This window comes from Deltaproteobacteria bacterium (assembly GCA_016709225.1).
GTDB classification, from domain to species: Bacteria; Myxococcota_A; Polyangia; order Nannocystales; family Nannocystaceae; genus Xiheibacterium; species Xiheibacterium phototrophicum.
This window is the reverse complement of sequence record JADJEE010000002.1, coordinates 1398752-1411714: the sequence shown is the minus strand read 5'-3', so window position 1 is coordinate 1411714 and position 12963 is coordinate 1398752. Positions and strand designations below refer to the sequence as shown.

Sequence of the window (12963 nt, the reverse complement as noted above, 5' to 3'; positions counted from 1 at the left end):
CGGCGGGGCAGGTCTTGACGCGGGCGCCCGGTCGGCCCGCGGTCGGTCATCGCTCGTCGCGACCGCGCCAGCGCGTGAGCCGCTCGCGCGCGTCACGATGCAGCACGCGCGCGAGCTTCACGAGCTCTGCCTGGGCCCATGCGTCGTCCAGCGCGGGGGCGAAGCTCGTGTGACCTGCGGCGTCCCACGACAGGACGGTCTGCAGTCGAGTCGGCGCGGGCAGCCACACTTCGACCGCGTAGGTCAGCGGTTCGGTCGCGGTCCGCAGGCACACGAAGCGGGCGCCGGTGGTGGGGTGAAGGTCTGCGCTCGAGCTGGGCATCAGGGCAACACGTCGTCAGGATCGAAGGGGCGAGCGAGCGCCGGCGTCACGGCCTCGGCCTCGGGCAGCGCATCGTCATGCACCACGCGCTGGTAGCTCGGCGTCGCCGCGGCGCCACGGTTGCACGGCACCATGCCACGCGGGGGGGTCTCGTAGAACATCTTGGGCAGCGTGGTGAAGCTCCACGCGTCGCGCTCGGCGATCTCGATGCCGCACACGTCGCAGCGAAACGGCGCGCGCGGGCGCTCGATCAGGTGCCACAGCTGGCGGCCGTCGCCGAGTCCGAGGGTGGGCATGCGCGGGCGCATCGTGGCGTGGGTGAGCGGTTGCTCGCGCGACACCTTGGCGCAGCGGCCTCGCACAGGTCAAGGCGCCTCGCCGCCACCGGCGGGCGCACGCCGCCAGCGACGCAGCGCGGCGTCGAGCTCGGCGCAGGCGTCGGCGCGCTCGGGACAGTGGGTGCGCCCGTTCTCCGCGGCGGCCAGCGCCGCCTGGCGATCGCCCTTGGCCCACAGGATCTGCGCGTGGACGAGACGCGCCTTGGCCAGCCGCCCGGCCCGCTCGGGGCGGCCGCCGAGCTCCGCCAGCGCGCGCTCGATCGCGGCCGTCGCGGCCGCGGTGTCACCGAGCTCGAGCTCGACCTCGGCGAGCATGCGCACGGCCGAGGCGTGCTCGATGCGCGCGCCCGCGTCGGCGGCCTCGAGCAGCTGCAGCGCCCGACGCAGTCGCTCCCGCGCCGACAAGAAGCTGCCGGCGAGGATGTCGAGCTCGGCCAGCGCGACCAGGCTGCCGGCGATCTCCGCGTGCTCGGGACCAAAGGCCTTGGTCCACAGCGCGACCGCGCGCTCGAACGAGGCGCGAGCGGCCTCGTCGTCGTGCAGATCGTGCAGCAGCGCGCCGAGATTGTGGTGCGAGTTGGCGAGCTCGTGGTGGTCGTCGCCGAGTCGGCGGCGGTTGATCTCGAGCTGTTCGTCGAGCGCCCGCCGGGCCCCCACCAGGTCGCCCTTGGTCCACAGCGCGGCGCCGATGTTGCCCGCCGCGGCCGCGAGGTTGGGGTGATCGCCGGGCAGCGTCTCGGCAAAGATGTCGTGCGCGAGACGGGCGGCGGCCAAGCCCTCGTCGAGATGCCCGACCTGCAGGTGGGCGTCGACCGAGTTGTTGAGCACCGCGCCGACGCTCGGGTGGCGTTCGCCGAGCACGCGGCGGTTGATGTCGAGCGCACGCTGGTAGTCCGCGAGCGACTCGTCGAGCAACCCGAGGCTCTCGAGCACGGTCGCGAGGTTCACCAGCGTGATCGAGACATCGGGGTGGTCCTCCCCGAGCGCGCGCTCGCGCAGCTCGAGCGCGCGGCGGAGCTCCGCTTCGGCCTCGCGCAGCCGCCCACCGGTCGACAGCGTCAGGCCGCGGGTGTTGTGTACCCGCGCGATGAGGACCTCGTCGCCGGTGCGCGCGGCCGCGGCCTCGGCGTGGCGCGCCCACAGCAGGCCCTCGTCGACACGTCCGAGCTGCGCGCCGATCTCGTAGACCGCGTCGGCCATCGCACGCGCGGCGACCACGTCGTGGCGATGGCGTGCGGCCAGCAGGCCGGCATCACCGAGCACGGTGGCGGCGCGTTCGTAGTCGCCGAGCTTGTCGTCGAGGTAGCCGATCGCATGGTTGGCCTCGGCGACGAAGGGCGGATAGTCGAGGGCCTCGGCCTCGCTCGCGATGGCGTGGGCGCGCTCGCTCGCGTCGGCGTACTTGCCGGCGCGGGTGCGAGCCTCGACGTCGGCGAGGCGGTCACGCAACGCGTCGAGGCGTGCACGCGTGGCCGGGTCTGCGGGCGGGGGTACCGACTGTTGCAGGGCGTCGATGTCGGCGCAGGCTGCGATGGGGCCCAGGCCCGCGACGATGCGGGCGCTCTCTCGCGCGACATCGGCGTCGACCTGTGTGAGCAGGCTGGTGGCCGCGGCGAACTCGCGTCGCCGCGCGGCCAAGCAGCCGCTGCGCAGGTCCATCACGGCCTCGGATTGCTCCGCGCGCACGCGCGTGGCCTCGCAGCTGTCGCGAGCCATCGCACGGTAGGCCTCGGCGTGTCGCGTCAGCACCTCGTCGGCGTGGGCGATCGCGGTCTGGGCCCAGGTCACGCCGGTCTCGGCGATCGCGTCGGCGACCGCGGCTCGAACGTCGTCGTCCCACACGCCGGCGAGGTCGTCGCCAGCGCGTTCGCAGGGGCCGGCGCGGGTCATCACCGCGGTGCCGAGGGCCCCGAGCGCGAGCGCGCCGGTGCCCGCGAGCGCGAGTCGACGACGTCGCACGCGGGGATCGGCCAGCAACGCGTCGATCAGCGCGGCCATGCTCTCGTGGCGATCGCGGGGCTTGGTCGCCAGGCCGCGGAGCACCACACGGTGCAGCCACGTCGGCACGTCGTGGCCGCGCGGTGGGCTGCGGACCTGCCCGCTCGAGACGTTGGCGGCCATGCTCGCGAGCGAGTTGCCGGCGAACGGGCGCACGCCGAAGAGCGCCTCGAACAGCGCCACGGCGAACGAGAACTGATCGGAGCGCGCATCGGCGAGTCCACCCGCGTACAGCTCCGGGGCCATGTACGCGGGCGTGCCCGCGATGCCGACCGTCACGCTGGCGTCGAGCGAGGTGGGCGTCGAGCTGGTCTCGAGCGCGTCGAGCCCGGTCTCGGAGTTGGGCGTGTCGTTGCGGGCCAGGCCGAAGTCGACCACGCGGGCGCGACCGTCGTCGCCGATCATGACGTTGTCGGGCTTGAAGTCGCGGTGCACGACACCGGCGGCGTGGGCGGCCTCGAGCCCGCGGCCGGCCTGCACGAACATCTCGACGACCTCGGGCCAGCGTCGCTTGACCGAAAGCCAGCCCCGCAGGCTGGTGCCGACGACGTACTCCATCGCGAGCGCGACGCCGTCGGCGACGATCTCGACGTCGTGGACCGCGACCACGTTGGGGTGGGCGAGCCGCGCGAGCGCCTGCGCCTCGCGCAGCAGCCGGGCGGCGTGGCGTTGGGCGGCGTGGCGCAGCAGCGGGTGGTTGCGGATGACCTTGAGCGCGATCCGCCGATCGAGCCGCGGATCGTAGGCCGCGTAGACCCGCCCCATCGCGCCGGCGCCGATCTCGGCCAGCACCACGTAACGCCCGATGGTGGTGCCGACGTCGGCGCGCGGCGCCTCGATCATCTCGCCGCTCGCCTCGCCCTCCGCCTGCGTCGGCACATCGCTGGGCTCCGACACCGGGGTCGGCGCTGGCACGATGGTGGGATCTTCGGCGAGGCTCACGGCAGCGGTAGATGTGAGCCCGGCACGACCGAGCCCGTGAGATCGAACGACCACCACGCCGTGTAGTCGGGATCGTAGCCATCGGTGTAGGAACTCGCGGGGCAGGCGGCCCAGCTGGCCTCGTCGAGGTTCTGCTCGCGCAGCAGGCCCAGGTGCAGCTCGAGCTGCGTCGGGTCGCCGAGCGTGCTGCGCGCGACCCTCAGCTCGAGCAGCTCGCCGTTGGCGTAGACGTCGCCCGGTCCGATGTCCCAGGCGGTGCCGGCCCACGCGTCGCCGTCGAACTCGACCGCGTCGGTGTAGAGGTTGTCGGCGCGCCAGCGCAGGTGCCAGCGCGCCTCGAACGGCAGCGTGGGCTGCTGGGTGTTGTAGAGCACGCCGTCGCTCGAGCCGTTGGCGCCGCCGAAGTACACGACCACCCAGACCGAGCCGTTGCCGCCGGCCACGTCGGGGCTGCGCACGCCGAGGTAGACGTACTCCTCGTCCCACGCGACGTAGTCGGTGTGGCCGGCGGTCGAGCTGGCGAAGGCCTCGTCGCCGTTCCAGTCGTCGGTGCCGTCGATCGCGATGGTGTGCCAGTAGCGGGCGACGAAGCCGTCGCTGGTGTACTCGGACGCCAGTGAGGTCGCGTCGGCTGCCTGGGCCGCCGTCGTGACGCGCACGCGGTGGTTGGTCGCCGAGGTCAGCGCGGCCGCGGGCGTGAAGCGGAAGCTGGTATCGCCCTCGCTCGCGACCACGGTGGCGTCGAGCGCGTCGCAGGTCGCGAAGTCGTCGTGGGAGAGCTGCACGGCGCCGCTGCAGGAGCCGTCGTCGGCCACCAGCGTGCGGGGGTCCATCGCGGCCGAGAACGTCAGCTGGATCGACGCGTCCGTGGCGACGCCTTCGCTGCCGTCGGCCGGCGCGATGTCGACCACGACCGGACCGTCGCCGGCGACGGTGGTGCCGGTGGCCGAGCTGCTGGTCGGCTCAGCGGTCGCGTCGGTCGCGGACGCGCTCGCGGAATCGGTGCCGGTCGAGCTGTCGGCGGCGGCGGTGGTGCTGAAGGCGGTGGGGTCGATGGTGTCGTTGGTCTCGCCGCCGGGGCCCAGCGTGCCCTCGGTGTCCTCGGTCGAATTGCCGCGTGCACCGGTGCCGGAGGCACAGGCAACGCCGAGCGAACACGACAGCGCAGTGGCCCAGCGGCGCGACATCATCCACGACGCTATGTCAGCGCGCGCGACCGCGTCAACCGCGGTGCCTCGCCCGCCCGGTGCGCGCGCCGCTACCGCTCGACGGCCACGAGGGGCTCCTCGTCCTTGCGCTGCAGCTCGAGCTCGGCCTCGCCGAAGTTCACCACCAGCGCGGTCGCAGGACCGCCGGCGTCCCGCTCACGGGTCGTGAACGTGAGGAAGTTGCCGCTGTTGTCCTTGAAGAAGAAGCGGTGCCGCCCCATCGGGTGCATCCACGTCGAGCCGTGGCCGGGGATGTCGAGGTACAGGCGGTCGCCGATCTGCTTCACGTAGACGGTCTGCAGCGGCTCGAGCTGGGCGTCGTCAGCCCCGTCGCCGAGCACGCGTACGGTCTCGTCGGTGATGCCGAAGGTGCCGACGTAGCGCGAGAACGTGCCCGGCGCGACCTGGACCTCGGGGTACTCGATGCGCGGCGACGGTCGCTCGCCGTAGACCATCATCGCGATGTCCTCCGCGATGCGACCCGCCGGCACGACCTCGGTGTTCGCGAGCACGACCACCAGCGTGCGATCGCCGGTGAAGCGCATGACGGCGGCGTTGAAGCCGTCGATCGCGCCGGGGAAGCTGACCACCCGCTGCCCGTAGGCCTCGCCGACCAACCAGCCGAAGCCGTAGCCGAAGCGATTGGGGTCGAGCATCTGCTCGGCACTGCTGCGCGAGAGCACCTCGCCGCCGTACAGCGCCGCGTCCCACCGCGCGAAATCCTCGACGGTCGAAACCAACCCGCCGGCGCCGCCGAACACGGACATGTCGATGGGGTCGGGCGGCTCCAGCTGCTCCTCGACGTTCCACACGTTGCCGAGCGCCTGATTGCCGCCGTCGTAGTGATCCCCGAACGCGCTCGCGGTCATGCCCGCGGGCTCGAACACGAACCGCTGCATGTACTCGCCGTAGCCGAGCCCGCTCACGCGCTCGATGATCGCCCCGAGCACGAAGTAGCCCGAGTTGGTGGGGTTGAAGTCGGTGCCCGGCGCGAACTCCAGCGGCAGCTCCGAGAAGCGCCCGAGCATCTCCTCGGTGCGGTGGGGCAGCGCCTTCCAGCGGTGGAAGTTGGGCAGGTCGGTGTAGTTGGGCAGGCCCGAGGTGTGATCGAGCAGGTTCTCGATCGTGATGCGGCGGCCGTTGGGGAAGTTCGGCAGGTGCTCGGCAACGGTGTCGTCGAGCTCGAGCATGCCGCCGTCGCGCAGCTGCAGGATCGCGGCCGCGGTGAACTGCTCGGTGAGCATGCCGAGCCGGAACTGCGTCGCGGGGGTGTTGGGGCGCGCGTGCGCCGGATCGGCGCTACCGAAGCCGTGGCGATACTGGACCTTGCCGTCGCGGGCGATGAGGATCGCGCCGTGGAACTCGAAGGTCGGTCCGAAGTGTCGGCCGTAGTCGCGAATGTAGTCGGCGATCTGCAGGTCGAGATCGGCGGGCATCGGCACCGGCGGTGGCGCGGCGATCTCCTGCGGCGGCTCGTCGGCGAGCTCACCCGCCACGCCGGTCGCGGTGTCACCCTCGGGGTTCGCCGGTGGGTGCCCCGAAGCGGCGCCGAGCCACCACGCGCCGCCCAGGCCGGCCGCGAGCGCCACCGCACCAAGTCGCAGCGACCAACGGCTCGGCGCGCGCGCGGGCGTCAGCGCCGGCGGATCGTCCTCGACGTCGACGATGACCGGCACCGGCACCAGCGTCGACTCGGCGGCGAGCACCCGCTCGGCGAAGCCGGGCAGCACGCCGCCCGGCAGCGGCAGCTCGCGATCGTCGGCGTCGGTGTCGAGCACCTCGGCGCCGTCCTCGAGCCACGCCGCGAGCGCGCGGGTCTCGAGCTCGTCGAGCTCCAGCGCCGAGGGCTCGAAGCCGTCGTCGTCGCCCTCACGCACGGTACACCTCCGACAGCGCCTCGCGCAGTCGCGTGCGGGCACGGTTGAGGCGCGACTTCACGGTGCCGAGATCGATCTCGAGGATCTGCGCGATCTCGGTGTACTCGAGCCCGTGGACCTCGCGCAGGACGAAGGTCGCCTTGTACTCCGGCGACAGGCCATCGATCGCGCGATCGAGCAGCCGCGAGAGCATGCGGCGCTCGGCGTTCTCGTCGGCGCGGTCGTTGGCGGCGACCTCACCCGGGCCCGACTCGAGCGGGCTGGACTCGATCCGACGCCGACGCAGCTCGTCGATGCTGCGGTGACACGCGATGGTCAGGATCCACGTCGACAGCCGCGCCGGTCCGTCGCGATCGAAGCGCGGCAACGCGCGGAACACCCGCAAGAAGGTCTCCTGCGCGACGTCCTCGACCAGCGCGGAATCGCCGTAGCCCCGCAAGAGGCGCGAGATCAGGGCCAGCACCGGCCGCTGGTAGCGATCCACCAACGCACGCTTGGCGCGGGTGCTGCCCCGCTGGGCGCTGGCCACGGTCAGCTCGTCCAGCTCGGGGAAGCGGTCCTTCGCACCGTCGGGCGGGATCGGGGCAGCCACGCTCACCGGGTCGGTTGCACGGGCGCCGGCGCCGGGGGTTCCAGCATCATCGCGATCACCCACGATCGTAGGATACGGGCAGCTCGCCGCGGGGATCCGGGGTTTCGTCCAAACCGCAGGGCCACGGGCGGCTGCGGGGTGATGGGCCGCCGGTCGGGCCGTGCAGACCGCACCCGCGCGCGTGCGGCGCTGCAGGCGAGGGGGCCCTCGTGGGGCGTTGGCCGTGGCGGTCGCGGGCAGGCAGACTGCGCGGGCGGGTCGTTGACGGGGATGACACCACAGCAGCGCGTGCGCGTCGCGATCGGGGTCATCGTCATCCTCGGCATCGCGCTGCGCATCGACGCGATCGCGATCGGGCCGGTGATGGACGACATCGCCCAGCGCGCGATGCTGGACGGCAGCTACGCGGTCGCGCGCGCCCCCTGGGATCTCTTCAGCTTCGTCGATGGCGACCCGGCGGAGGTGCAGCGGCTGACCGCGGCCGGGTCGTTGCCGTGGTGGTCGGACCCGCAGCTGCGGCTGTCGACGTTCCGCCCGCTGTCGAGCCTGCTGGTCGCGTTCGATGGCGCGGTGTTCGGAGACGCGTACGTGCTGCACCACGTGCACTCGCTGCTGTGGTGGACGGCGATGCTGCTGGCGGGTGCACGGCTGCTGCGACGGCTGCTGCCGACCCCGTGGGCACTGCTGGCATTCGCGCTGTGGGTGCTCGACGAGAGTCACGTGCAGCCGTTGGCGTGGCTGGCGAACCGCAACGCGATCGTGGCGGCGTGCTTCGGGCTGGTGGCCTTCGAGGCCCACCTGCGCTGGCGCGACGAGGGTGGCGCACGCACGCGGGCGTGGTCGCTGGTGATGCTGGCGCTGTCGTTCGCGGCCGGGGAGTACGCGTTGTGCATCGTGGCGCTGTTGCTGGCGCACGAGCTGACGATGCCGGCGGGTCCTGATCGTCGACGGGCGCTCGCGGGTGTGTTCGCGGTGGTGCTCGCATGGGCGCTGCTGCATCGCGGGCTGGGCTACGGCGGGCAGCACTCGGCGATCTATGTCGATCCGCTGGGCGAGCCGGGGGCGTGGTTGGCCGCGGCGCAGGTGCGATTGCCGGCGTTGCTGGCGGACCTCGGCCTGGCGCTGCCGACCGGCACGCTGGCGTTCTCGTCGTCGGCGCTGCGGTGGCAGGCGGTCGCGGGGCTGCTCGCGGTGGTGCTGCTGTATGGCCGCGCGCGGATGCTGGTGCGCACGCGGCCGCAGCTGCGGTGGGCGGCGTGGGCCAGCGTGCTGGCGGTGATCCCGGTGGTGTCGGCGTTCCCCTCGGCGCGCCTGCTGCTGGTGGCGTCATTGCCGGCGCACGTATTGATCGCGGGCCTGGTGCTGGATGGTGCGCAGGCGTGGCGCGACGATGGTGCGCGCGTGGTCCGAGGTGCTCGCATGGGGCTGGCGGCGCTGCTGGTGGTGGCGCACGTGGGCCTGGCGTCGCTGTGGGGCCGCCGCGAGCTGGGCGACATCGCGGCATTTGCCGCCGCGGGCGAGCGTGCGGCGCTGGCGATGCCGGTCGACGACGATGCGCTGCCGCAGCAGCACGTGGTGGTGTTCGCGGCCGCCGATCCGATGACGCTGCTGTATCCGCCGCTGCTGCGACACCTGCATGGCCATCCGCTGCCGCGCGCGTGGACGGTGCTGTCATTGGCCCCGGGCCCGCATCGCCTGCATCGCACCTCGAGCGTCGGCTTCGATCTCACGGTGGTGCAGGGCGCGATGCTGCGCGGCCCGGTCGAGCAGCTGTTCCGCCGCGCCGACGCGTTGCCGCCGGTCGGGACCGAGGTTGCATTGGATCGCGCGCGGGTGACCGTGCGCGAGGTCGACGATGCGGGCTTCGTGCGGCGGATTTCGGTGCGATTCGATCAGCCGCTGGAGGATTCGTCGCTGGTGTTTTTGATCGCGACGCCGCGGGGATTTCTGCGCTATCCGCTGGCGCGGGTGGGGACGGAGCTCGAACTGCCGCCGGCGACGGCACCGTTGGTTGTGGGCGGGTGAGGGGGGTGAGGGGGCGTAACGACCCTCACTTCCTCGCCCTCAGCCGCCGGGAACCGTCCCCGCCTGCTCGCAGCCGTTCGCAGATCAAAACGCTTAACCGCCAACCCTCCGGAATGTTCTGGGGCGGTTCACTCCGTCAAGCTCGGATCGGATCGGCACGGCCCAACCGGCGCGACCGCCGCGCCCGCGTCGGGTGGCCGAAAGGCCGCTGGTTTTGAGGTTGACGCGGTTTTTGGGCGCGTGCTAGTCGGTTGTCTTGCAAGGAGTTGCAATGCGCGCGTGGACAAAGCTCTATCTGGCAGCCGTTGCGTTCGGCTGCAAACCGACAGTCGACAAGGATCCCGAGTTCATCCAGCATCGATTGCAATCGTGTGAAGCGTGGTGCCGAGTCCAGGCGGATCCTGTGTGCGGGTATGGCCCGAGTGAGGCATATGAGAACGAGAGCGGGTGTGTGCGCGAGTGCGCGACCGCGGATGGAGCCCTCGCCTGGGGTTGGGGTTACCAGGAAAAGACGGAGACAGACGCGTGTGTATCGGAATGGGAGGCCGTCAGTGCGTGCGTACTCGCGCTTTCGTGCGAAGAACAGCACGCCTACTTCGCCGACGCATCTACGCCACCACCGCCTGATGAGCGCCCCTGTTGGGCGGAGTGGACCGCAATGTCAACGTGCACGATCGATCACCCGTGCTGCGGCGACAGCTAGGAGTTTCCATGTCCTCGATGAATAGAGGTTCTTCCGGAAGTCGTGTGGAAAGAGCGTAGTCGCGGGCGTGGTCTGATGATTGGCGAGTCGGGCCGAGGGTCGGGTACCGTGAAGGGGTGCAAAACCGAGAGCTGTACGCGAAGGCTTCTGGGGATCACGAGGCCGTGGGGCGTGGAGGGGGTCGCGCTCGACATGCAGGCGCGAGAGGTCATCGTGCGCGTGGCGGTCGACGATGACGAGGAACTGAAGTGCCCGAGTTGCTTCAAGCCGTGCGGCAGGCACGACACGCGCGAGCGGAAGTGGCGTCACCTCGACACGATGCAGATGAAGACTCGTCGACAGTGCTGCGCGCCGGCTATTCGATGTTCGGGTGCCGGTCGGCAAGCACGCGCAAGAGCTTCCGCGCGCCCCAGCGCCGGGCTTTGCGCTCCGCCACGATCATCGACTCGAGCTCCTCGGACGTTCGGTGCGGACAGCTGCTCGGAGCTCGGCTCCGCTCCTCGATCGCGGACTCCCCCCTCCAAAGCAAAGCGGCGTACGAGCGCGTACCGAGGCCGTTGCCGCGAGCACGGGCTCGACGCAAATGGCGACGCCCGCGCGGCCGGCAAGAGTGGGGCCCCGGGCGGCCCAGCGGCGGCAGGCGCCCGAGGAGGACTCAACGCTCGAGCCCGCGCCGGCCCGCCCGGCGCTCGGACGTGATCAACCGGCACCGGACCACGCTAGCGGCTACCCTAGAACGCAGTGACCGCCCGGGCCTACGTCGAGACCTCGATCCCGAGCTTCTTCTTCGAGGCCCGCACACAGCCCGACATGGTCGCGAGGCGCGACTGGACACGAGCGTGGTGGGCAGGGCCAGGCGCAGCGCTCGAGCTGGTCACGAGCGTGGCCGTCATCGAAGAGCTGGAGCGCGGGGCGTTCGCAGCGAAGCCGCAGTGCCTGGAGCTCGTTGCTCCCCTGCCACTGGTCGCGATCGACCCCGCCGTTCTCGAGGTCGTGCAGGCCACCTCGTGATGCCTGCCGATCCCGTCGGCGACGCGCTTCATCTCGCACTTGCTTCGTATCACCGCTGCGACTTCCTGGTGACTTGGAACTGCAAGCACATTGCGAACGCAAACAAGTTCGGCCACATCCGCCGCGTCAACGGGTTGCTCGGCTTGTTCAATCCTGCGTTGGTGACACCGCTCGAACTCCTCGGAGGTATTGACGATGCCGAATGACCCAGCCATCGACGCTGTGAGAGCCGCGAGGACCCAGATCTCGGAGGAGTTCGGTAACGACCCGATCCGTCTCGTCGCGCACTACATCGCGATGCAGAAGCGCTTCGCCGAACGGCTCATTCGCGGCCCCGAAGCAGAATCCGAATCTGCGGCCCAACCAGCTGGTGCACCTGACGAGTCTGCGCCTCGCAGGTGAACGCGTATTCGTTGGACAGACCGGAGCGGTGTTGCCGCCGGTCAGCATGCGCGTGATCTCGCCGGCGAGAGTGGCCGACCAGGAGGCGCGGGGGTCAGCGCGACTTTGCCGAGCGCCGTTGGAGCAGGCGCGCGCGAGTAGCGGCCGCAGCGGCTCGAAGTTGTCGGGGTGGCGCAGGAGATCGGGGAGGTCGAGCCGCGCGCAGTGATGGCCTCGCTCCGTGTTGCATCGTGTCGCGGATTGGCGGAGCGAATCCGCCATCCACTCGCGCTTGCTGCGATCCCCTCTGGGGTGTAGCCTCGAACCATGGTGTGGTTGGGTCGCGGTGTTGCGGCGGGTCTGGTCTGCTGCGCTGGATTGCTGCTGATCCCGGAGGCACGAGCGGGCCACTGCACTTACTGCACCGAGAGCCGACCGCACGACGTCCTTTTTCCGCTGACCGAGATCGGATCCGATGGCGTTGTCGTGATCGTCCTCGCCGACTACAGCGGTGGGCTGATCGACGAGAGTTGGTGGGAGCACGTCGCGGTGTCCATCACCGACGACGCAGGTGTTCCGGTGGATGGCGAACTGGAAATTCACTCGGGATTCACGCCGGCGACGTGGCGCCCGAGCCAACCTTGGATCCCTGGTAGCTTCGAAGCGAGGGTCGACGTGAACCTCGAAGCGGGAGGGGAGCCCTGCTTGCCGATCGAGGTCGTCTCCCCGTTTGTCGTGCTCGACACGCCCACGGCTCCGCGCCCTGCGTTCACGATCGCGACTTCGGAAACCTACTGGCTCGATCCTCGGCCCGAGCTCTCGACATTGGTGTGCTGCGACGGCGCGCTGCCCTACCTGCCAAGCGTGCCGGGTGTCATCTGTCCGTCCCACTCGCCGCCCGACCCGGAGATCGGGACGGGCTTCTGCGCGGAGCTGATTGGGCGAGGACGTCTCTACGTCGAGACCGAGTTCGAGCCTGTCGTCGTCGCAGATTCGCCCCTGCTCGCGGTGCGTGAGCTGACAACCGGCGATCGACCCGCGACGAGCGGTCCGCAGGCGACGGTTGTGTTGTCGTCGCCCGGGTGCATCGAGCTCGAGGTGCTCGATCTCGTGTCCGGCGTCCGCACGAGTTTCCCGAGCTGCCACGGCGACGCGATCGGCGACCAACTCGGTGAAGTGGGCCTCGATCCGGCGCCGGCTCTCGTCGAGAGCTGCGTGGGCGACCCCTACGTGTGTGAGGTGGCGTACGACCGATGGGATCCGAATGCGTGCACCCGTTGGCCCGACGGCGCGGCGTTCGAGCCGCTCCCGGACACGAGCTCGGAGACCTCATCCGGCTCCGACCCAGGCGGTGATGCGGACGCCGAGAGCTCGGGAGGCGGGTGTTCGCTGGCGGGCAGGTCTGCGCATTCGGGGGTGTGGTTGCTCATTGTCGTGCTCATGCTGCGACGACGTTCGAGGCACGGCGGCGCGTTGCGCCGGTTTGGCGTTGGCCTCCGTCGCCGCGAGTTGCGGTCCGTCGGTTGACGGCGACGCTCGGCCGCACGCCGGGCGCCACCTCTACCG

General features: G+C 70.9%; 10 protein-coding genes. 4 read left to right on the top strand and 6 right to left on the bottom strand.

Annotation, left to right across the window (positions count from 1 at the left end):
* Nucleotides 1-46 precede the first annotated feature (46 nt).
* From IPH07_20090 to IPH07_20065, 6 genes are all read right to left on the bottom strand, one after another.
* Nucleotides 47-322, bottom strand: coding sequence for a hypothetical protein (locus IPH07_20090; protein MBK6919706.1), 276 nt, complete (start codon nucleotides 320-322; stop codon nucleotides 47-49).
* Nucleotides 322-618, bottom strand: a complete 297-nt coding sequence (locus IPH07_20085; GenBank protein MBK6919705.1) for a hypothetical protein — start codon at nucleotides 616-618, stop codon at nucleotides 322-324. The genes IPH07_20090 and IPH07_20085 overlap by 1 nt, the downstream gene beginning before the upstream one ends.
* Before the next feature lie 69 nt (nucleotides 619-687).
* Nucleotides 688-3600, bottom strand: coding sequence for a serine/threonine protein kinase (locus IPH07_20080; GenBank protein MBK6919704.1), 2913 nt, complete (start codon nucleotides 3598-3600; stop codon nucleotides 688-690).
* Nucleotides 3597-4790 carry an Ig-like domain-containing protein gene (locus IPH07_20075; protein MBK6919703.1) on the bottom strand — a complete coding sequence of 398 codons (1194 nt, stop codon included), beginning with the start codon at nucleotides 4788-4790 and terminating at the stop codon, nucleotides 3597-3599. The genes IPH07_20080 and IPH07_20075 overlap by 4 nt, the downstream gene beginning before the upstream one ends.
* A 68-nt stretch (nucleotides 4791-4858) precedes the next feature.
* Nucleotides 4859-6685 carry a beta-lactamase family protein gene (locus IPH07_20070; GenBank protein MBK6919702.1) on the bottom strand — a complete coding sequence of 609 codons (1827 nt, stop codon included), beginning with the start codon at nucleotides 6683-6685 and terminating at the stop codon, nucleotides 4859-4861.
* The gene (locus IPH07_20065; protein ID MBK6919701.1) at nucleotides 6678-7277 is read right to left on the bottom strand and encodes a sigma-70 family RNA polymerase sigma factor; all 600 of its coding nucleotides are present in this window, start codon (nucleotides 7275-7277) and stop codon (nucleotides 6678-6680) included. Before IPH07_20065 ends, IPH07_20070 begins: the two co-directional genes overlap by 8 nt.
* Before the next feature lie 270 nt (nucleotides 7278-7547).
* On the opposite strand from IPH07_20065, the gene IPH07_20060 reads away from it, so the two are divergent.
* The 4 genes from IPH07_20060 to IPH07_20045 all read left to right on the top strand — a co-directional run bounded on the left by IPH07_20060 (nucleotide 7548) and on the right by IPH07_20045 (nucleotide 12924).
* On the top strand, nucleotides 7548-9302 hold the full coding sequence (locus tag IPH07_20060; GenBank protein MBK6919700.1) for a hypothetical protein: 1755 nt from the start codon (nucleotides 7548-7550) through the stop codon (nucleotides 9300-9302).
* A 1444-nt stretch (nucleotides 9303-10746) separates the two neighbouring features.
* Nucleotides 10747-11016 (top strand): hypothetical protein, encoded by a 270-nt coding sequence (locus IPH07_20055; protein ID MBK6919699.1) that lies wholly within the window; start codon nucleotides 10747-10749, stop codon nucleotides 11014-11016.
* Nucleotides 11016-11222 (top strand): hypothetical protein, encoded by a 207-nt coding sequence (locus IPH07_20050; GenBank protein MBK6919698.1) that lies wholly within the window; start codon nucleotides 11016-11018, stop codon nucleotides 11220-11222. Before IPH07_20055 ends, IPH07_20050 begins: the two co-directional genes overlap by 1 nt.
* A 502-nt stretch (nucleotides 11223-11724) precedes the next feature.
* Nucleotides 11725-12924 (top strand): hypothetical protein, encoded by a 1200-nt coding sequence (locus IPH07_20045; protein MBK6919697.1) that lies wholly within the window; start codon nucleotides 11725-11727, stop codon nucleotides 12922-12924.
* The last annotated feature ends 39 nt before the right edge of the window (nucleotides 12925-12963 follow it).